We start from the raw sequence: 19,271 nt of genomic DNA on the forward strand, positions 1-19,271 counted from the left end.
GCCCTGGCCGACCTCGGCTTCGTCGGCCTGGACGGGCGACCCCGACGACAACCCGGTGATCATCACCGGCCGCAAGGCCACCCGGAACCACCAACTCACCGACGCGGAGAAGGAGGCGAACCGCCTGCTCAGCCGCGAACGCGCCGCCGTCGAGCACGGCTTCGCGAACCTCAAATCCTGGCGCATCCTCACCAAGGTCCGCATGAACACCCGGCACGCGACCACCCTCCTGCGGGCCCTCCTCGTCCTGGCGAACACCGAGGTCCACAGGTGACGGACGACCTCCCCGAGACGATCACGCCCCGACCGGCATGAGTACATCACTCCCGCCCACACCAGCCCCGTGACCTGCGCAATCAGGTTGAAAACTTCTCATTGCGAAACGTCGTGACCCGGCACCTCGAGCAGATCGAATCCGGAAATGAACATGACCGCTGTGTCGATCAGGTCGCCGTCGAAATGGAGTACGTCCCAGCCGGTGACGTCCTCCGGCCGGATTTCGGTGGGTTGGTTCCACTGGTACATGGCGTAGTCGTGGTGATGCTGGATCGGGCCGGTGACCGAGAATTCGAGCCCGGAGAAGTGTTCCTGTAGTCGCCCGATGCGTACGTTGAGCGCTTCCCTGCCGTGCACGATCCCGTCGGGTTCGACGACGGTGACATTTTCGGTGTAGACCCGGGCGATCTGCTCGCCCCGTTCGCGTGGATCGGAGACCGCCCACACATGCAGATGTGCCTCAACCAGCTTCGTGATGTCGCGCATTGTGTTCTCCTCCATACGTATTCGACGGTGCCTTCACCGGTTTGCCCGGCAGGCCCAGCCGACGGATTCTTGGTACAAGGGCCGGTTCCCGGCAGCCGGGCTTTTGTCAGCTCGGGCACCGCTGAACAAACAACCCCGCCCCGACCGGGCCTGGGCATGTGTCAACCTCTCGATCGAGCGGACTGCATGCCGCCATCCGGCTTCGCATTGGCCCCGTACAGGAGTAACCCGCACCCCGAGGGTTGCCGCACTCGGCCCATCAATGGAGGGCGAGCGGGTGGCGGAACGAACCCACCCCGATAGGTCGTTGACGCGCCAACCATGTTCGGTGCTCGGTGCTCGATCGCGGGGGCGTTGAGCCGTTCGGGTCGGGACAGCAGCACCTGCAGTACGGCATCCTCGCGGGTGATGCGGATACCGCCGGTTATCTTCATCTCGTCACTCATACGGATCCGCTTCTGCCTGGGACGTGTGTCGGCTCTACCCTGGACGGGAGCGGCCCAGCCGGACGCCATGTCACGTCGCTTCAGCCGGCCGCCCCAGGATGTAGCGCAACGCCCTCTCCAGGACCGGCCCGGGATCCGGATGCCCGGTCATGCTGCGCCATCCGACGTGCTGGTCGGGACGGACCAGTACCGCGCCGTCGGGGCCGACTTCACGTTGCGCCTGCCAGCCGGCGGTCGTGTCGGTCCACCTGGTGTCGTCGGCACTGTCCACGCTGCCGATGCGCAGGACATCGAGCGGGACGCCGAGGCGGTCGGCGCAGTCGGACGCGGCCTGGGCCCACGCGGCCCCTCCCGGATCGGAGGCGTCGACGATCAGGACGAACCGGCCGCGCCCGGTGAGGTCGTAGACCGACCGCTGCCGGCCGCCACGGCTCAGCCAGGCGTGCGGGACGCGGTGTCCCGGCCGGGTCTGGGGGTGGAAGTCCACTACCGGATCGGCATAGACGTGTGAGGCCGTGCCGTCGTGCACGACGGCTGACGAGGTGTACGTGTAGCCGATCTCGATGTTGTGGGCGCCCACTTCGTGGCGCTCGTGGGCTATGGCGGCCGCGACCCGCTCACGCAGCGCGGCCGTGTCCCGCGTACCGGAGAACAGTTCGGTGAACCGGGCCCAGGCCTGATCCGGGGACATCTGGGGTGTCAGCCCGATGGCCGCGTCGATGTTGCGGTGGGTGAAGGCCGCCGTGGTGGCCTGCTCGATGTTGCGGCGGCCCACCGGGCGGCGTTCCTCCTGGTAGGTGTCGAGCAGTGATGCGTCGGCGTGGCCGGAGAGGACTGCGTGCAGCTTCCACGCCAGGTTGTGGGCGTCCTGGACGGCCGAGTTGAGGCCCAGGGCGGTGGTCGGGAAGTGCCGGTGCGCCGCGTCCCCGGCCACGAACACCCGCCCCACCCGGTAGCGGTCGGCCAGTGACGCCTCCTGCCGCCAGTGCGAGGTGTGATGGATCGTCAGGGGGAGATCGGGAACGCCGAGTGAGCGCCGGATCAGGTCCGGCATGAAGTCGTCCTCGTACTGGGCGGCGGATCCGGGCGGCACCAGGGCGTGGAAGGCCCACTCCTCGGAGTGCTGGTCCCAGTGTTGCGGTCCCATCTTGACCAGGACGCCGCTGCCCAGCGAGCCGCTGCCGTCCGGGTTGACGAAGAAGTGGATGACGACGCTCGGGTCGTCGATGTACGCCGACAGGTCCGCGCTGATGTGCGCGCTGACCATGTCCACCACGTCTTTCAGCCCGCCGAACTGGATGCCCACGGCAGGCCCGACGGTGTGTCCGGCGTCCGCGCCGACGAGGTAGCGCGCGCGGACTGTGTGGCGTGTGCCGTCCTGTCGGCATACGACGGTGGCGGTCACAGCTTCGGTGTCCTGGGTGAAGTCGACGACCTCGTGCTGGAACAGGACGCGGTCCGGCGCGAGTGCCTCCGCGTGCTGGCGCAGCAAGGGTTCGAGCCGCAGCTGCGGGAGGTTCGTCGAGACGCAGGGGCTGGCCTGTTCGTAGGCAGCCACAGCAGCCCCGCCGCCCCAGCTGTCCACACGGCCGATGAGTCTGCCGTGTTCGGGGCGGGGGCCGGTCAGCGAGGTCGACCAGGCGACGGTGGACATGTTGTCGCGCGGACAGCCCTGCTTGTAGACGTCGTCGGCTACTCCCAGCTCGCGGAAGATCTCCATGGTCCGCTGGTTGAGGATGTGCGCCTTCGGCAGCTGGGAGCAGTTGGCGTGGCGCTCCACCAGCAGGCTCCGGACGCCGAGCCTGGACAGGAGGATCGAAGAGGTCAGTCCGGCGGCGCCGCCGCCGACGATGAGAACGTCCACCTCGTCGGGCAGACGGGGACTGGCAACGGTCATGGCGATTCTCCTCAGCGCGCGGCGTGGGTGCCGGTCATCAGGGCGGCGAGGTCCTCCGGCTGGAGGAACGAAGGCGGGGGTGGCGGTCCCCAGCTGTAGAGGCCCTTGATTCCTTCGAACATCCCCGGCTTCCAGACCTGGTCGTCGAGGACGCAGTCGAGGTCGCTGTAGTACTCGGAGAAGTTGCCGGCCGGGTCTTTGAGGTACCAGAAGAAGTTCGATCCGACGTGATGACGGCCCAAGCCCCAGATGTGCCGTTCGGGATGGTCTTCCAGCATGGCCGTGGCTCCGCGGCCCACCTCGTCGACGTCGTCGACCTGCCACGAGGTGTGGTGCAGGAAGTTCAGCGGGGACTGCTGGACGAGGAAGTTGTGGTGGTCGGTCGAACAGCGCATAAAGGCGGCGAGGCCCTTGGCCTCGTCGGTGACCTTGAAGCCGAGTCCCTCGGTGAAGAACCGCTGGGTGGCCTCCTTGTCCACGGAACCGACCACGATGTGCCCGAGCTTGCGGGGCCGGACCGGTCCCTCCCGCAGGATGCCGGGGGCCCGGGTGTCGGGGCGTTCCACGCGACCGGGCCCGTTGTACGGGGTCGGAGGCTGTACCGGCTGGACGAGCCGCGGCATGACCCGCAGGGTGACGTCGAAGCCGCTGATGGGCTCCCGTACCGAGAGTGCGTCCGCGCTCTTGGATACCGCCAGGTCGAGCTTGGTCAGGGACTCCGCCGTGCGGCCGAGGTCGTCCTCGTCGTCGATGCCGACTTCGATGGCGAGGAGTTGGCGGGTGGGTGCGTGGCGCAGGATGAGCTGTTCACCGCCGTCCTGGGTGGCGAACCGGCCGGGTGCGGTCTCGGTGAGACCGAATTCCGCGTAGTAGGCGGTGGTTTCGGCGACGTTGGGCACCCCGATGGTGACCGACGCCATACGGTGAAGGGCCATGTTCTGTTCCTCGTGGACTCGTCGTTGAGCTGAGAGGTGAGGCTGAGTGGGTGGTGACCCGGGGGTGTGGGTCAGCCGGCGCAGTGCTGGCGGATCTCTCCGATCCCCTCGACGCGGCTGACGACGACGTCTGCGGGTGACAGGAACCGGCGAGGGGTGCGCGCTCCGCCGACGCCGGCGGGCGTACCGGTGAAGATCAGGTCCCCGGGGAGCAGCGGGCACACCGCCGACAGCCGGGCGATCAACTCGGGGACGGGGAAGACCATCTGCGAGGTACGGGCCTTCTGGACCTGCTCACCGTTGATCGTGCAGCTGAGCTCCAGGTCGTCCGGGTCGTCGAACTCGTCCGGCGTGACCAGCCACGGACCGGTGGGGCCGAATCCGGGGAAGGACTTGCCCAGCGAGAACTGCGGAGCCGGGCCCGCGAGCTGTACGTCCCGCTCGGAGAAGTCCTGCCCGACGGTCAGCCCGGCGACGTACTCCCAGGCGTGCTCCTGCGTGACGTGGTGCGCACGCCGGCCGATGACCACGACGAGTTCCGCCTCCCAGTCCACCACCCTGCTCGGGAGCCGGAGTTCCCCGTACGGGCCGGTGACGCAGCTGGGGAACTTGGTGAACGTCGGCGGCGCCTCGGGCAGTGCCAGCCCCGCTTCCTTGGCGTGATCGGTGTAGTTCAGGCCGATCGCGAAGACCTGGCGGGGCGTCGGAGCGGGAGGCCCGAGCGCGTCCGCAGTGATGGCGGAATCGGCCGGCCCGCCTGTCATGGGGATGGCACCGGCAGCCCAGTCGCGGAACTCCTCCCATCGGTCGTAGACGGCTTGAGGGTCGGACGAGAACCTGTCGGCGCTGAGTCGGGCGACGTCCACGCCGCTTCCCTCGGCGGTGAGGACGGTGAGGCGGTCCGCCACGGTCGCAATGCGCATGTTCGCTCCTCAAGCCGCATCGGCGGTGCTGTGTCTGTCATCAACATCCGCCAACAGCTTCGGCATGTCAATGCGTTTTCGAAATCCATCAGCCATTCCGATATTGCTGATTCTCTGCTTTAATGCGGAGCATGCTGAGTCACGCACCGTCGCAGGCCGGCCGTTCCGGGGCACCGACGCGAGCGGAGAAGGTCTACGCCGAGCTCCGTAGCGACATCCTCAACGGGCGCCTGGGTCCTGGGGAGCGACTCCCGTTCGCCCAGCTCGGCGAGCGGTACCAGGCGAGCACGGGTGTACTCCGGGAAGTCCTTCCACGGCTGGTCGAACAGGGCCTGGTGGTGTCCGAGCGGCAGTTCGGGTTCTGTGTCATCCCGGTGTCCGAGGAAGACCTGTGTCACCTCACCGAGGTCAGAATCACCATCGAGTCCCAGGCTCTCCAGCAGTCCGTCGAGCAGGGCGACCTGGCGTGGCAGTCACGCCTCGTAGCCGTCCACCACATCCTGGCGGCCACACCGACGACCGACCCGACGGGTGCCATCAACGAGGAGTGGCTGGAGGTGCACGCCCAGTTCCACTCGACGCTCAACGAAGGGTGTCCGAACGGACGGCTGCGCGGGCTCGCCGACTCCCTGCGTGCCGTCGCCGAGGTCTACCGCTGCTGGTCGTGTACCTCTGCCGAAGGCGACGGCCGGGACATCGTGGGCGAACACCGCCGCATCCTCGACGCCGCCCTCGCCCACGACGCCGATCGCGCCGTCGCGGAACTCACCGCGCACATCCGCCGTACGACGGACGCGCTCCTGGCGGCCCGTGGGGCAAGCAGTCCGGACAGTGAGCACGACTTGTAGAGCAGTAAGAGGAGAGTGACGGCAGATGCCCGCGCAGGATCTCCTGTGGGAGCCGAGCGACGACGTCGTCGCCGCGTCCAATCTGACGGCGTTCGCGCGGTGGCTGCGTACCCATCGTGGCATTCAGGTGGACGGCTACCAGCAGTTGTGGCGTTGGTCGGTCGACGACCTGGAGGGGTTTTGGGGCGCGCTCTGGGAGTACTTCGACATCCAGGCCTCGGCACCACCGCAGGCCGTGCTCGCCGACCGGGCGATGCCCGGTGCCACCTGGTTTCCCGGCGCCCGGCTCAACTACGTCGAACACGTCTTCCGGGCAGCTGACCCCGAACGCCCCGCCATCGTCGCCATCGACGAGGACGACCGCCGGACCGAGTGGTCATGGGCCGAGCTGCGGCAGCGGACGGCGGGATTCGCGGCGCACCTGCGCAGGCTCGGTGTCCAGCCCGGCGACCGGGTCGTCGGCTACCTCCCGAACGTCCCGCACGCCGTCGTCGCCTTCCTCGCAACGGCGAGCATCGGCGCCGTCTGGTCCTCCTGCGGCCAGGACTTCGCCCCGGCGAGCGCGGTCGACCGCTTCGCCCAGCTCGAACCCGTCGTACTGATCACCGCGAACGGATACGTGTACGGCGGCCGGCGGCAGGACCGCCGAACCGCCGTCGACGATCTCCGGCGAGGGCTGCCGACACTGCGCGGGACGGTGCTCGTCGACAGCCTCGGGCTGCCGCACGATCCCGCTGACGGCACCGTCGGCTGGGAGGAAGCCACCGGCGGCGAAGCCGAACTGGTCTGCGAACCGGTGGGCTTCGACCACCCGCTCTGGGTGCTGTTCTCCTCCGGCACCACCGGTATCCCCAAAGGGATCGTCCACGGCCACGGCGGCATCCTGCTGGAACACCTCAAGTACACCGTCCTGCACCTGGACCTGGGGCCCGATGACCGGTTCCTCTGGTACACGACCACCACCTGGATGGTGTGGAACGTCCTGGTGGCCGGCCTGCTCTCCGGCGCCACGATCGTGCTCTACGACGGCAGCCCGGCCCACCCGGACACCGACAGGCTCTGGCAGGTGGCCGACGCCTGCGAGGTGTCGGTCCTGGGCATGAGTGCGGGATACCTGACGACCTGCGAGAAGAACGGTGTTCGGCCGGCGCGCGACTACCGGCTCACCGCTCTGCGATCGGTGAACTCGACCGGCTCGCCGTTGCCGGAGTCGGGCTACCGGTGGGTGTACGACAATGTCAGCTCCGTCGTCCCGGTGGTGTCCGCGAGCGGTGGCACCGACATGTGCTCGGCGTTCGTGGGCGGCGCCCCCTGGCTCCCCGTCCATGCGGGCGAGATCCCGGCACCCTGTCTCGGCGCCGCCGTGGCAGCCTGGGACGAGGCCGGACATCCGGTGGTGGACCAGGTCGGAGAGCTGGTGATCACTGAACCCATGCCCTCCATGCCTCTCCGCTTCTGGAACGACTCCGGCGGAACCCGCTACCGCGACGCCTACTTCGGCGCCTACCCAGGGGTCTGGCGCCACGGCGACTGGATCACCGTCACTTCTCGTGGCGGCGTCGTCGTACACGGGCGTTCCGACGCGACCCTGAACCGTATGGGCGTCCGACTCGGCAGCGCCGAGATCTACCAGGCGGTCGAGTCACTGCCCGAGATCCAGGACTCGCTCGTCGTCGGAGTCGAGGAACCCGACGGCGGCTACTGGATGCCCATGTTCGTGGCCCTCGCACCGGAGGCGCGCCTCGACGACGACCTGCGCGCGCGGATCAGGGACGTCATCCGGAAACAGGCATCGCCCCGCCACGTACCGGACGAGATCGTCCAGGTGCCGGCTATTCCGCACACCCTCACCGGCAAACGCCTGGAAGTGCCCATCAAGAAGATCCTGCTCGGCACACCAAGAGGATCAGCGGTCAACACGGGCAGCATCGACCGGCCCGAACTCCTCGACGTCTACGCCGAGTTGTCCGTCGAACGCACCAGACAGAGGAGGATCGGCAATGGAGCTGACCCCGGCGACCACGCCGGCCGATGAACAGCGCAAGGCGCTCGCCCTGGCCTTCCTGCAGGCCTTCGAGGACGGCGGCACCACGAGCAGCGGCGGCAGTGTCCTCGATCTGTTCGCCGATGACGCCCAGGTCTGCTTTCCCAAATGGGGCGCGGCCCACGGCAGGGCGGAGATCGCCGACGTACTGGTGGACGTGGGCCCGACCATCCACTCGATCAGCCATGACCTGGCAGACATCAACTGGGTTGGGACCGGTGGCGATGTCCTGGTGGCAGAAGGCACCAGCCACGGTGTCCATCGCGACGGGTCCTGGGGTCGGGCTCGCCGGAGCGGGGCGGCGGACGCTGGTGCGACGTGTTCCAGATCCATGACGGCCACATCCACCGCCTCTTCGTCCACCTGGACCCGGACCACGCGGGCAAGGACACCGCCCGTTAGCCGTGGCTCGAGTAGGGGGTGCGACGGAGCAAGCCGCGTTTGGCCATGCGGCGGAGGTGGTGGGACATGCGGCTGCGTTCCCCGTCCACCGCTTGGACCGGCTCCTGGAAGTGCTGCCGCCCATGGGGCGCACCGGTGAGGGCCACGAGGACGACGTAGTCGGCGATGGACCAGGTTCCCCGTGGCCTGCAGCCTGCATGCCGGCCTGCTGGGAAGTTTTCGATGTACGTCGACGAAGGCGCGCCAGGCGCGCTGTTCCGACGGGCTGAGCCAGCACGTTCCTCTTCCATGCGAACTCAATCTGGCCAGTAGTTGACGCATCAACAATGATGCGTAATAGTTGAAACATCAACGGAACGCGGCACAACAAGTACCTCGCGTTCCACACACTGGAGGAGATCCCATGAGCGAGTTCCCTAAGACCGGCCTGGGCGCCCTGCTGACCCCCGAGGAGAGCGTCCTGGTGCTGATCGACCACCAGCCGTTCCAGTTCGCCAACCTGCACAGCCACGAGCCGACGATGATCGTCAACAACGTCGTCGGGCTGGCCAAGACTGCCAAGGCGTACGGCGTCCCGACGATCCTGACCACGGTCATGGAGGAGCGCGGCGGCCTCATCATCCAGGGCCTCCAGGACGTCTTCCCCGACCAGAAGCCGATCAACAGGACGACCCTCAACAGCTGGGAGGACCAGCGCGTGGTGGACGCCGTCAAGGCGACCGGGCGCAAGAAGCTGATCATCGCCGGCCTGTACACCGAGATCTGCGTGGCCTTCCCCGCCCTGCAGGCTGCCGGCGAGGGCTTCGACGTCTACGTCGTCACCGACGCCTCCGGAGGCGTGTCGGCCGAGGCCCACGACATGGCCGTACGCCGCATGGTCCAGGCAGGCATCACCCCGATCACGTGGATGGCCGTCCTCGCCGAGCTGCAGCGCGACTGGGCCCGCACGGACATCGTCGCGCCCGAGGACCTGGCGGAGCTCATGGGCTACTCCGGCGGCTCCGGTGTGGCGTTCGCCTGGGAGATGCAGCTCCTCAACACCCCCGTCCCCAACGAGACCACCCCCGGGATGTAAGGGGCTGGCCGGACCGACACCACGGGGCGGCACCAGCGCCGGTGCCGCCCCGTGCTCCGGCGCCGAGACCTTCGCACATCCCTCCCGGCGCGGCTCCGTCGATGGCGCGGTGCCAGGGGCCATCGACCGGAGTGAGGCACCCCTGTTCCACAGGGCACCGGACCACACCTGTTCAGTCCATCGATCCAGAAGGCTGCCGCCATGAAACCGCGCCCACCCTGCCTCCTGTTGTCCCTCTGGTCCCTCCCAAGCTGATCGCGACGGACCTTGGCGGCACGCTGCTGCGCAGCGACGGAACGCTGTCGGACCGTACCCGGGCCGCCCTGACGGCAGCCGAGCAGGCCGAAATCCGCGTGGTACTGGTCACGGGCCGCCCGCCGCGCTCCGTACCGGAGTTGCCGGCCACCATCGGACCGCATTTCGTCATCGCCGCCAACGGCGCGGCCGTCCACGCCCCTTACGGAACCCTGGCGCACGTGTCCCCGATCCGGCCCCTGGCGGCCACCCTCCTCATCACCCGCGTGCGCAGGCCCTGCCCGGCGCCGCCTTCGCCGTCGAGCACGACGGGGACTTCGGCCACGAACCGGCTACCCGACCTGGTCGTTCGGTGGGAGGCCGCCGAACCGGTCGGCACCGCCGGGGAACTCCTCACCCGTATCCCGGGCAGGCCGGTGCTGAAGATCCTCGGCTACCACCCGGCTCTCCCCCTCGACGACTTCTACTAGCGAGCTCGGCGCACCGCGGGCAGCAGTGCCGAGACCACCTACTCCACCGGACTGTCGCTGGTGGAGTTCAGCGCACCCGGCGTCACCAAGGCCACCACCCTGCACGGCACCCTCGTGCGCACTCGCCGTCGCGCCGGGGCGGTCAACCGGAAGAACTTCTCCGGCAAGCACAAAGCCCATGGCCCGCTTTCTCGCGCTGACCGATGAGAAGGGCAACCTGGTCCGGATCTCCGCGGCCAAGCCCGGCCGGTCCGGCGAGATCACTGTGGCCCGCCACAACAAGATCACCGGCCATCTGCGCGAGGCCGGGCTCGGGGCCCTGGCCGACCTCGGCTTCGTCGGCCTGCACGACGATCCCGATGACCCGGTGATCATCACTGGCCGCCAGGCCACCCGCAACCATCGCTTCACCGGCGTGATCAGGCCTTGGCGCCGCCCAGCATGGCCGGCGCCTGGTCGCAGGCGCCGTTGGCCTCGGCGGTTCTCTCCTTCGCCGCAGGGGCCGGGCGCGCCCGGCAGTCTCGACTATGAGGGTGCATCGGCGGGGGCGGGAGAGGAGCACAGATCCATGGACCGACGATCCTCCCCCAGCCGGCCACCACGAAGATCGTGTACAAGCAGGAGCTGCGGACCCCAAGGGGGTAGCCGCGAAGACACAAGACGACTTTCCGGTGACTATGGACGCCGCGCTCTAGGCAGAGGGGCGGGTGACCACGTTGATGTTGAACGTGTGGGCCCCCAGACCACTCGCGATGCCCATGAAGAGCAAGGCGAAGTGCTCCTGGCCGCGTGCGGTGGTGATGTCGCCCATGTCCAGCTGGGACGACGAGGGCCAGCCGAGGTCGGTGAGCAGTCGGCTGGTGGTCCGTTTGGCTTCGGCATCGTTGCCGGAGAGGAAGACGGTGCTCGGGCCGTCCAGACCGTCCGGGGCGATCATCACGGTGGAGTCCATGGTGCACAGAGTCTTGACGACGGGGGTCAGGGGGAAGGCTTCCTGAATCTGTTCGCCGAGGCTGCTGTTGGGATGCGAGAGTTCGGTGAAGTCGTCGGAGAGGCCGACCCCGACATCGATCAGCAGGATGCCGGCCAGCGCCGGCGCCCCGACGGAGTGCAGCAGTCCTACAGAGACATTCCCCGGGGTGGCGTTGACGAGTACCTCGGCGTGGACGGCTGTTTCATTCAGGCTCCCCACTGGGAAACCGAGGTCTGTTCGTTCCTTGGGCTGACGGGAACCGAGGAGCACGTCGTGTCCTGCGGCACTCCAGCCGTGGGCCAGTGCTCGGGCAACGTTGCCGGTGCCAAGTAGTCCTAAGCGCATGGTGGGACGCTAACCGTTGTCCGGGGCGCGGCGGATCGGACTTCGGGCCCGGGTGGACCGGCACCAAAGACGTAGGCCTGGAACCGTTCTTGCCTCCGGAGCAAAGGCTGGGCGCGCATGTCCAGCCGCGGCGGCAGCTGACTGACGGCATACGGTTCCCGGTCCGGACCGGTGTTCCGTGACATGACGTACCCGTCGAGTACGGGCTCTGGGCCCGGATCCACGACTTGTTTCCGCCGGTGGCAGCGGGATGGCACCTGGCACCGGATCCTCATCCCGCTCCAGTCCCTGGCCGATGCGAAGGGCGCGATCGGCTGGGACCTGAACGTCGACTCCACCGCGCCCAAGGCGTCTGTTCCCCTTACCCGCCTCCGCACCTGACCGGCAGACTGCGCTCATGCAACTGCCCGCCGAAGCCGTCACCGCCACCGTGCTGATCGAGGTTGTACGGATCTCCGCCCTTCCCACCAGGCGGGACGTCCCGTACCCCGGCACGGCGGTTGCCCACTGGGCCGGGAGCGAGGCCGACGCCGCCCTGGCCTTGATCGAGAGCCTGCCCGGCAGTGAACAGCACCGCTGCGGCTTCTCGCCGGGCTGGAGCGTCCGGGCCTACGACGACTCTCTCGATCTGGCGCTGTTCGAGGCAGCGTTCTGCTTCACCTGCCACGAGGTCCGCATGCAGGGAGCGGCGGTGCCGCCCGCTCTGGCCACGCAGTTCTTCGACCCGGTGGCCCTGCCGGCACAAACCCTGCTGTCCCTCTTCCGTAGGGAAACTCCGTAGCCGACGTCCGTCAGCAAGTCCGGCCGCTCCCTCGGCCTTCCCGTCGCCGAGAACGCTTCGCCGTGCCACCCCACGGGGGCCCGAGCTGGATGAGCACAAGGGGCTGGCGAACCCGGTCAAGGGCTTGTTCAGCATGTACCGCAACCCGGCCGCGCATGAACCGCGGCTTCACTGCACGGTCGCCAACGAGGAGTTGCTGGAACTGCTGACCACGCTGTGGATGGTGCACCGACGGCTCGACAGCGCGCACGTGACGTGCTGAACACATTCGTGGAGCCGTCAGGTGATGGGAGGCAAGCCACGTTCAGCCCGCCGTTGAAGGCGGACGTTCCGGGGAAAGAACGGACCTCGATGCCGACAGGCCCAGACAGTCGCGCAGGGCCCCCGCTGGTCCGGTCGGCGGCCGGGAATCCGGGAGTGTGGCTGCATCTCTCGTGGACGGGATACCGGTCGATGCCGGAGGGGTCGCGCAGCCTCAAGCCGTTCGCGGGGCAGGGGCCCTCGGGGCTGGAGGATCGAGCCGTGCGATGAGGGTACGGCAGACCCGCTGGACTTCCTCGTCGTGGTCGATGCTCTGGAACCTGCCGCCGCGTCGGGGCTGGGCCAGTTGCTCGCGGAGCAGGGGCAGGGCCGGTGCCGCGAGTGGACCCATGCGGTCCAGACAGGCCACAACGTGATTGGCCGTCGCCGAGTTCTCGGCCATGGCCTGCAGCTGGGCGTTCAGGACGGCCGGTGCCTCGGCCTCGCCGCCGACCTCCCAGAGCGCGGCTGCGCAGTGCACCCGGACCCATTCGTATGCGTGCGTCAGGAGGTTACGCAGTCGCGGCAGTGCGATGGAGGCGGGCGGGCCGATCTCGCCGAGCAGATCAGCCGCATCACTGATCCGGAAGGTGATGCGGTCGTCGAGGAGGTGGAGGAGGAGGGGTAGGACCTCGGCCAGGTCGCCGTCGACGGCCCACAGCGCGGCTACAGCGGCAGGACGGACGTGCGCGTCGATGGCGGTGGTCAGCGACCGGATCGTGTCCCTTGCGCCGGTTGCCGCCGGGCCGAACGCACCCAGTGCCTTCAGGGCTGATCGCGTGACGCTGTGCTGTTCATGACGCACCGCGGCGCCGAGCGTAGCCACCACCACGGGAACCGCGGCCGGGTCACCGAGCGCAGTCAGGGCGGCAAGAATCGCGTTGGCGCTCATCTCGTTCCACTGCTGGGAGAGATCAATGCGGCGCAAATGGTCGCAGAGCCGGGGCACCAACTGGTCGGCCGCCTGCGGCAGATGCCCTGCGACCTGGATCGCACGCCAGGCGTCGACGTCGTCGTCCAGCGCGGCCAGCAGACTCGGCAGCGCGCGTACGTCGCCGAGGCGCGCCAAGGCCTTCACGGCCTCCTGGTGGCTTCTGCACAGCAGCGCCTCGGGGGCCGCCCATACGTGGGGGCCGTGCGCCGCTCGTTGGGCGTCGATGTGCGCGGCGAGTGCCTCCCGGGCCGGGGCGGCGATCGGGTGGCAGGACTCCAGAACAGCTGCGGTCTCGGCGGCAACCTCCTGGTCGGCTGTGGTGAGCTGGTCGGCGAGCAGCAGGAGGAGCCGGGTGTGGTCCCCGCGCCAGGTGCGTATCAGTTCCCCGCTCATCCGGACCGCGTCCAGGCGCGAGCCGGGGTCGGGGCTGCTCAGCTGCTCGGCCAGCAGCGCAGTGCGCTCGGGCACCCGGGCGCCCAGGACTTCGTGGAACGTCCGCAGCAGGGCCGTGGTCGGTGCGTGCACGCGCGTATGCCGGTCGAGTTCTTCGAAGGCGGCGACGGTCTGGGGCGCAACTGTGTCCGTGGGTGCCGCCGGGCGGCTGGGGGCCGGTGCGACGGGCCGCACGGGTAGGGTGCGGGCACTCTGGCGCAGCAGGCCGACGGCAGCCGGCACGGCATCCTCGCCGATCTCCGGGACGCAGCGGGCCCGCTGGACCAGGGCCGCGAGCCGGATCGCCGGGCCCTGAGCCTGGTCGGCGGCGAGCCCGGCGAGCCAGCCCGTCACCGGTTGCGTGGCCGCCGGGAGGCGCAGTGCCAGGGTGGCCGCCGCCTCCACGATCCGCAGCCGCGCCGCGATACCTTCCTCGGCGGCCAGCCGCTCGCGCAGCACCGCGGCGGCTCGGCAGGCGTCATCGAGGAAGAGCCCGAGCCCGGGAATCGCGGCCAGGCGCACGTCCAGGTCGGGATCGAAGGCGAGTTCGGCGAACTGCCCACCCCGCTCGCGCAGAAAGGCGACGGCCTGCGCGCAGCCCATCGGCGGGTAGTACTCGATCTCGGTGCCGTCGTCCTCGAAGCCCACCTCCAAGGCCTCCCGGCCAATGCTGACCAGCAGCGCGACGACAGCGGCCCGCTCAGGCGTGGCGCCGTCGGCGGCCAACTCGAACAGGAAGGGCACGCTGGCCGCCGTCGCCGGGTACACGCTGCCCTGGTGGTGAACCGCGCCGTAGAAGCGGTCGAGGGCCGTGTGGCGTTCCTCGGTGTCCGGGGAACGCAGCGCCCACAGCAGCGCCGGCACCTCCTCGGCCGAACCGTACGCGTGCTCCATCGAAGCCCAGTCGATGCCATGAAGTCCGTCAAACATGATCCACACCATGCCAGGTAGCACTGACAACAAGACCCACTCGGGGACGGACCGTACGACACCCTCGGCATGGACAACGATCAACGGGTCCGCGCGGACGGTGACTGTCGCCGCGGCCTGGCTTGAAGGGCCCGCGAGCCATGCGGCGCGGTGGACGATGGCGGGGCGCAGACGTTCTGAGCGTCGTGCGAGCGGCGCATGTTTCACCGCTGTTGGGCGCGCTCGGTCATCTGCCAGTGCGCGATGACTATGTTCAGGTCACCGCGTCGCCATCTGACTGCTTCTTCTTGGCGCGCCTCTCACGCCGTGCGCGGATGCCCTCCAGCTTCAGGGTGAGCAGAAGGCCAACGATCGAGAGGGTGTCAGCGGCAAGTGAGACTGCCTCATGCGTAGGAACGCCTTGCGTCAGGCCGCTCCGACTGGCGACCACTGGGGGCAACAGTGCAGGGCAGTTGGGTTGTCCGGACCTCCCCAACCGAACATCGCAGGTAAGTTCAGGATGGCAGGAAGGTTGTCCGGGACGCCGGATGAATCAGCGGAGGATGAGTTTCTTGGCGCCACCTCAAAAGAAGGGCGGCCGACCGTGGAGGCCGGTCGTGGCGCCCAAATCGGTACGCGGAAAAGTTGACCGTGTTCCTGCGGGAGCAGGTCGAGCGCAGCGGCATGACGCTCAAGGCCTTGGAGCCGCTGGTGAACATGCCAAGTTCGCAGATCAGTGTGTATCTCAGCGGCAGGATCCCTGGTTCCAGCTTCGTCATTGCCCTCGTGAACGCCACCGTGCCGGCCGATCTTCGTGAGCCTCACCTAAACCGGGCGCTCGATTTGCGACACAAGGCCATTAATCCGCCGCGGATTCCGGAACAGGCTCGAGGGCCTGTGATGACGTCATCAGCCGAGCTGGCTGCTATCCGCACTCAGCAGGTCGATGCCCTTGAACGGCTAACTCGGTCACTCGAGCCTGCCAAAGGTCACTTCACTTCGGCGCCCCGTCTGCCTGCGGGCTACAGGTCGAGGACGGCGCGCAGCGCCTGGTCCACGCGGGCCATCGCCGCGGGGTCGACCTCGCCGAGGAGTTTCCCGCCGTCGAAGCGGGCGGCCCTGAGCTGCTGAAGGTTGACGGCGACCGCGGTGCACGCGAGCGGGTCGCCGATCACGACGGACATGGCGGTGTCGGGATAGCGGCCGGAGGGATGCAGCACGATCGCGAGCACCGCCCCATGAGCCTCCTCCAGGCCGGTCAGGGAGACGACCAGGACGCTGCGGCCATCGGACAGAGTCCAGATCTCACCCCGCCTCACAGGGCGTCGCCCTCGCCCGCCAGGTCGTCACCGAGGCCGAGCGCGGCGAGCTGCTGCGCGGCGTCGAGAGTCGCGGCACGACGGGCCGCGCGCACCACGTAGGCGTTCACGCTCAGGCCAGCCTCCAAGGCAGCCGCCTTGATCGAGGGAGCCAGCTCATCGGGGATGCGCAGAGTCATGGTGGTAACAGACATGAATACAGACTAGCCACCGATTCACGGTGGCGTAAGTCGGTTGCAAGAATCGCACTGAGGTTGATCGGTCGCTGGGTCCGCGCTCGCAATCATCAAGGCCGATCAGGAGATGGCAACAACCCCGTACGCCCTCAATCACGGGGAGATTGTGGTCGACGTCACTCGCGGTTCCCTGCAGTGGGGACACACCCATGCGAAGACGATCACTAGCACAGGCGGCCTTCCGGGAGGTTCGTCCTGGAAGGCCGCTGGTCTGCGTCGTTCGTCGACGCCCTGGCGCTGATGGCACCCGCACGGTCTGCCGCTGAGGACACGACTGGGCCTGATGGGAGGAAAACCGTGGGGCCCTCGCCTGCACAGCAGTCGGGGGCCCCACGTCACGTTGCCGACTCGGTCAGTCCTGTCGGTCGCCGGTGTAGCGGTAGATGTTGCCGGCCACGTTGACACCCCAGACGGTGCCGTCGGCCGCTGCCCCGATGTCGGTGAGACTGCCGGTGATCTGGTTCCAGGGGCTGGAGGTGCGCTCGTCGTAGCCGGAGAAGCTGAAGATACTGCCTCCCGAGTTGACGCCCCACACGTTCGTCCGTGATCCGGCTGCGATGCGGGTCAGGTTGCCGGAGATCTCGGACCAGTGGTTCTTGTCGTTCTGGTCGCCGGCGTAACGGTAGATCTTGCCCGCTGCGTTGACGCCCCAGACGGTGCCGTCGGCCGCTGCCCCGATGTCGGAGAGGCTGCCCGGGATCTTGACCCAGGGGCTCGGGGTGAGGAAGTCGAAGCCGGCGAACTTGTAGATGTCCCCCGAGGCGTTGACGCCCCACACGTTCGTGCGCGACCCGACCGCGATGCGGGTCAGGTTGCCGGGGATCTGGACCCACTGGTCGGCGCTCTCCTCCTGGTCGCCGGCGTAGCGGTAGATGTTCCCCGCCGCGTTGACGCCCCAGACGGTGCCGTCGGCGCCGGCCCCATGTCGGAGAGGCTGCCGGGGATCTGGATCCACGGGCTGGAGGCGAGGTCGTCGTAGCCGGAGAACTTGTAGATGTTGCCGGCGGCGTTGACGCCCCACACGTTCGTCCGGGACCCAGCAGCGATCGCTATGAGGTTCCCGCGGATCTGCTTCCGCTCGGGCATTTCTGGCTACCTTCCATCGAGGAGCAGTGACACCCACAGTGTCGCCTTGACAACGGAACGTCACATGCGGGTCGAGTGGCACGACAGACCTGAAATCGATGTTTCGCCCCCGGCCGGCCCGACCCCTCGATGGCCATCTTGCTTGCCTTGTAGACGGCCGAGAGCAGCATGTGGTCCAGCACCACGCTGGAGGTCACGTTGACCACCACGCCGGAGCCGCGCTCGCGGAACTGGGGCAGCACGCCTGCGTCGTCGCCATCACGCCGAACGTGTTGGTTTCGAAGACTTCCCGCACTCGGGCCATGGGGGTGCCCTCGAACACGCTGATCGATGAGACGCCCGCGTTGTCGACCAGGACGTCGATGGGCCCGGCCGCCTCGAACGCGGCGGTGATGGTCTGGGGCTTGGTCACGTCGAGCTCGACGACGCGGAGCCGGTCCGACTCGGGCAGGACGCCCGCACTCGCTGTGCGCATCGTGGCGATGACGTTCCACCCCTGCGAGTGGAAGTACAGGGCGGTCTCCCGTCCGTATCCGGATGAGGCACCAGTGATCAGAACTGTCTTCATGCGGTGATCCTTGGGATGTAGTGGGATCCGCGGAAGGACAGGCATTTCCCTGCCCCGCGGAAGAACCAGCAATCCCACTGAATCGCTCTGACCTGCGGGAATAGTAGAACTATCCTCGCTTCGTCTTGCACGATCCTCCCTCGTGCGCAGGCCGGTGTCGCGGGCGGCGCGGATGCGGTCCTCGGCGCGGGCGCGCTGGCGGTGCCGCAGCTCCAGGGCGGCGATCGGGACGGTGGTGGTGCTGGTGGCGAAGCAGGTCAGCCGCATCCCGTCGACGTCGGTGAAGCGCAACTGCGCTCCGGGGTGCGGGCGTTCTTTGCGCACGATCAGCCGCATACCTCTCGGCCAGCCCTTGAGGACGTCGCCGCCGAACTCGGCGACCCAGGCGCCGTCGCGGACCTGGCCGTCCGGTTCGACGGCGGGCGTCCAAGCCGAGGCCGGCACCAGCAGCACGGCCTGGTGGATTGCCTCCGTGATGGTCATCCCGATCGAATAGGACAGCCACCGGCCGCGCGCTGTCGGCCAGTTGAGGAAATCATGGGTGCCGCCGCCGGAGTCGGTGCGGATGAGGGTCCGCCGACCGCGCCGGTGCTTCTTCGGCAGCTGGGCCAGTGCCAGCCGGGCGGCGGCGATGTGGTCGGCGGCGGTGTTGCTGCCCGCGCTTCCCGGTCGCAGCAGGCCGACGACCGGCTCTCCGGACCCTTCACGGCCGTGGTCGACGAAAGCGAACAGCGGATGGTGGCCGAACGTCCGCTTCCAGGTCGCGGCGGCGCCCTGCTTCTCGGAGTGGGCCAGGACCAGGACGCCGTCGATGTCCACGACCACGTGGCCGTCCGCGTCCGGTGCGTCCTGGCCGGCCAACCGCCAGACCCGCTCGCGGACTTCGGCCCGTGCCCGCCGGATCGCCGCAGTGCCCTGGGGGCCGGCTGCGGCAAGAGCGTCGACCAGTCGGGAGACCGTCGGATCCGAGGCCACCGGTCCGAACACGCCGGGCTCCGATCGCAGCAGGCCGATGTCCGCCAGGCAGTCACCGCCCAGCGCCACGGCGAGCGCGAGGTCCAGCAGGATCTTGCCCGGGTCGTGCACCGCGCTGGGCTTGCGCCACGGCGCGAGCGCCGCCGACAGCCCGGCGGCCAGGCCCGTGCGGCGCGCTGTTTCCACCAGCAGGACCCCGCCGGCCTGGGAGACCACCCCGCTGCCGCCACCCGACACCCGCACACGCGGGTACGACCCGATACGCTTGCTCACCTGGAAAGTGCCTCCGACGGGCGCGAGAAGAAGGGCTAGACAGTCCTCATTCTCGCAGGTCAGAGGCACTTTTTGCTTTGTCG

General features: G+C 68.5%; 17 protein-coding genes and 3 pseudogenes. 7 read left to right on the plus strand and 13 right to left on the minus strand.

Translation table 11 applies throughout. From position 1 onward, the window contains the following. The coding region (locus BZL64_RS06010) for a transposase family protein (RefSeq protein WP_244205226.1) at nucleotides 1-274 on the plus strand (274 nt) is incomplete at its 5' end. A 98-nt stretch (nucleotides 275-372) separates the two neighbouring features. Here BZL64_RS06010 and BZL64_RS06015 read toward each other — a convergent pair. From BZL64_RS06015 to BZL64_RS06030, 4 genes are all read right to left on the minus strand, one after another. Beyond that, the gene (locus BZL64_RS06015; protein ID WP_086766888.1) at nucleotides 373-762 is read right to left on the minus strand and encodes a nuclear transport factor 2 family protein; all 390 of its coding nucleotides are present in this window, start codon (nucleotides 760-762) and stop codon (nucleotides 373-375) included. 516 nt (nucleotides 763-1,278) lie between these two features. Next, nucleotides 1,279-3,105, minus strand: coding sequence for an FAD-dependent monooxygenase (locus BZL64_RS06020; RefSeq protein ID WP_086766890.1), 1,827 nt, complete (start codon nucleotides 3,103-3,105; stop codon nucleotides 1,279-1,281). 11 nt (nucleotides 3,106-3,116) lie between these two features. Further along, nucleotides 3,117-4,040 (minus strand): VOC family protein, encoded by a 924-nt coding sequence (locus tag BZL64_RS06025; RefSeq protein ID WP_086766892.1) that lies wholly within the window; start codon nucleotides 4,038-4,040, stop codon nucleotides 3,117-3,119. Between the two features lie 71 nt (nucleotides 4,041-4,111). Continuing rightward, the gene (locus tag BZL64_RS06030; protein ID WP_086766893.1) at nucleotides 4,112-4,963 is read right to left on the minus strand and encodes a fumarylacetoacetate hydrolase family protein; all 852 of its coding nucleotides are present in this window, start codon (nucleotides 4,961-4,963) and stop codon (nucleotides 4,112-4,114) included. A gap of 131 nt (nucleotides 4,964-5,094) precedes the next feature. Here BZL64_RS06030 and BZL64_RS06035 point away from each other — a divergent pair, with 131 nt between their 5' ends. The 4 genes from BZL64_RS06035 to BZL64_RS06055 all read left to right on the plus strand — a co-directional run bounded on the left by BZL64_RS06035 (nucleotide 5,095) and on the right by BZL64_RS06055 (nucleotide 10,057). Continuing rightward, complete coding sequence (locus BZL64_RS06035) at nucleotides 5,095-5,811, plus strand: GntR family transcriptional regulator (protein WP_086766895.1); 717 nt, start codon at nucleotides 5,095-5,097, stop codon at nucleotides 5,809-5,811. Between the two features lie 25 nt (nucleotides 5,812-5,836). Then, nucleotides 5,837-7,846: an acetoacetate--CoA ligase gene (locus BZL64_RS06040; protein WP_086766897.1), complete on the plus strand. Its 2,010-nt coding sequence runs from the start codon at nucleotides 5,837-5,839 to the stop codon at nucleotides 7,844-7,846. Nucleotides 7,847-8,660: 814 nt separating this feature from the next. Beyond that, the gene (locus tag BZL64_RS06050) at nucleotides 8,661-9,332 is read left to right on the plus strand and encodes a hydrolase (RefSeq protein WP_086766899.1); all 672 of its coding nucleotides are present in this window, start codon (nucleotides 8,661-8,663) and stop codon (nucleotides 9,330-9,332) included. Nucleotides 9,333-9,433: 101 nt separating this feature from the next. Further along, nucleotides 9,434-10,057, plus strand: coding sequence for an HAD family hydrolase (locus tag BZL64_RS06055; protein ID WP_244205227.1), 624 nt, complete (start codon nucleotides 9,434-9,436; stop codon nucleotides 10,055-10,057). A 142-nt stretch (nucleotides 10,058-10,199) separates the two neighbouring features. Here BZL64_RS06055 and BZL64_RS40165 read toward each other — a convergent pair whose 3' ends face one another. Together BZL64_RS40165 and BZL64_RS06060 are read right to left on the minus strand one after the other, a co-directional pair. Then, a complete protein-coding gene (locus BZL64_RS40165; protein ID WP_167396095.1) occupies nucleotides 10,200-10,460 on the minus strand; it encodes a hypothetical protein in 261 nt (86 codons plus the stop codon). A 288-nt stretch (nucleotides 10,461-10,748) separates the two neighbouring features. Further along, a complete protein-coding gene (locus BZL64_RS06060; protein ID WP_086766901.1) occupies nucleotides 10,749-11,375 on the minus strand; it encodes an NADPH-dependent F420 reductase in 627 nt (208 codons plus the stop codon). Between the two features lie 397 nt (nucleotides 11,376-11,772). On the opposite strand from BZL64_RS06060, the gene BZL64_RS06070 reads away from it, so the two are divergent. Both BZL64_RS06070 and BZL64_RS06075 read left to right on the plus strand, forming a co-directional pair. Beyond that, on the plus strand, nucleotides 11,773-12,156 hold the full coding sequence (locus BZL64_RS06070; RefSeq protein WP_086766903.1) for a hypothetical protein: 384 nt from the start codon (nucleotides 11,773-11,775) through the stop codon (nucleotides 12,154-12,156). Between the two features lie 85 nt (nucleotides 12,157-12,241). Continuing rightward, a complete protein-coding gene (locus BZL64_RS06075; protein WP_086766966.1) occupies nucleotides 12,242-12,418 on the plus strand; it encodes a TIGR02391 family protein in 177 nt (58 codons plus the stop codon). Nucleotides 12,419-12,631: 213 nt separating this feature from the next. On the opposite strand, the gene BZL64_RS06080 is transcribed toward BZL64_RS06075, so the two are convergent. The 7 genes and pseudogenes from BZL64_RS06080 to BZL64_RS06105 all read right to left on the minus strand — a co-directional run. Next, nucleotides 12,632-14,752, minus strand: coding sequence for a HEAT repeat domain-containing protein (locus BZL64_RS06080; protein WP_244205229.1), 2,121 nt, complete (start codon nucleotides 14,750-14,752; stop codon nucleotides 12,632-12,634). A gap of 1,001 nt (nucleotides 14,753-15,753) precedes the next feature. After that, nucleotides 15,754-16,050 (minus strand): type II toxin-antitoxin system PemK/MazF family toxin, encoded by a 297-nt coding sequence (locus BZL64_RS06085; RefSeq protein WP_086766907.1) that lies wholly within the window; start codon nucleotides 16,048-16,050, stop codon nucleotides 15,754-15,756. Beyond that, nucleotides 16,047-16,244: a YlcI/YnfO family protein gene (locus tag BZL64_RS06090; protein ID WP_229895029.1), complete on the minus strand. Its 198-nt coding sequence runs from the start codon at nucleotides 16,242-16,244 to the stop codon at nucleotides 16,047-16,049. Before BZL64_RS06090 ends, BZL64_RS06085 begins: the two co-directional genes overlap by 4 nt. A gap of 394 nt (nucleotides 16,245-16,638) precedes the next feature. Next, a complete protein-coding gene (locus BZL64_RS40955; protein ID WP_244205232.1) occupies nucleotides 16,639-17,064 on the minus strand; it encodes a tectonin domain-containing protein in 426 nt (141 codons plus the stop codon). Between the two features lie 9 nt (nucleotides 17,065-17,073). Further along, nucleotides 17,074-17,372: pseudogene (locus BZL64_RS42340) on the minus strand (tectonin domain-containing protein); the annotation flags it as partial. Nucleotides 17,373-17,494: 122 nt separating this feature from the next. Continuing rightward, nucleotides 17,495-17,940 (minus strand): annotated as a pseudogene (locus BZL64_RS40965) (SDR family NAD(P)-dependent oxidoreductase); the annotation flags it as partial. 144 nt (nucleotides 17,941-18,084) lie between these two features. Continuing rightward, a pseudogene (locus tag BZL64_RS06105) lies at nucleotides 18,085-19,188 on the minus strand (IS1380 family transposase); the annotation flags it as partial. Nucleotides 19,189-19,271 lie beyond the last annotated feature (83 nt).

It is taken from the genome of Streptomyces bobili, assembly GCF_002154575.1.
GTDB classification, from domain to species: domain Bacteria; phylum Actinomycetota; class Actinomycetes; order Streptomycetales; family Streptomycetaceae; genus Streptomyces; species Streptomyces bobili.

Bases quoted from the DNA above. Each gene is read 5' to 3' on its own strand.
- BZL64_RS06015 (WP_086766888.1), bottom strand. From the start codon at position 762: ATGCGCGACATCACGAAGCTGGTTGAGGCACATCTGCATGTGTGGGCG.
- BZL64_RS06020 (WP_086766890.1), bottom strand. From the start codon at position 3,105: ATGACCGTTGCCAGTCCCCGTCTGCCCGACGAGGTGGACGTTCTCATC.
- BZL64_RS06025 (WP_086766892.1), bottom strand. From the start codon at position 4,040: ATGGCCCTTCACCGTATGGCGTCGGTCACCATCGGGGTGCCCAACGTC.
- BZL64_RS06030 (WP_086766893.1), bottom strand. From the start codon at position 4,963: ATGCGCATTGCGACCGTGGCGGACCGCCTCACCGTCCTCACCGCCGAG.
- BZL64_RS06035 (WP_086766895.1), top strand. From the start codon at position 5,095: ATGCTGAGTCACGCACCGTCGCAGGCCGGCCGTTCCGGGGCACCGACG.
- BZL64_RS06040 (WP_086766897.1), top strand. From the start codon at position 5,837: ATGCCCGCGCAGGATCTCCTGTGGGAGCCGAGCGACGACGTCGTCGCC.
- BZL64_RS06050 (WP_086766899.1), top strand. From the start codon at position 8,661: ATGAGCGAGTTCCCTAAGACCGGCCTGGGCGCCCTGCTGACCCCCGAG.
- BZL64_RS06055 (WP_244205227.1), top strand. From the start codon at position 9,434: ATGGCGCGGTGCCAGGGGCCATCGACCGGAGTGAGGCACCCCTGTTCC.
- BZL64_RS40165 (WP_167396095.1), bottom strand. From the start codon at position 10,460: ATGGTTGCGGGTGGCCTGGCGGCCAGTGATGATCACCGGGTCATCGGG.
- BZL64_RS06060 (WP_086766901.1), bottom strand. From the start codon at position 11,375: ATGCGCTTAGGACTACTTGGCACCGGCAACGTTGCCCGAGCACTGGCC.
- BZL64_RS06070 (WP_086766903.1), top strand. From the start codon at position 11,773: ATGCAACTGCCCGCCGAAGCCGTCACCGCCACCGTGCTGATCGAGGTT.
- BZL64_RS06080 (WP_244205229.1), bottom strand. From the start codon at position 14,752: ATGTTTGACGGACTTCATGGCATCGACTGGGCTTCGATGGAGCACGCG.
- BZL64_RS06090 (WP_229895029.1), bottom strand. From the start codon at position 16,244: ATGTCTGTTACCACCATGACTCTGCGCATCCCCGATGAGCTGGCTCCC.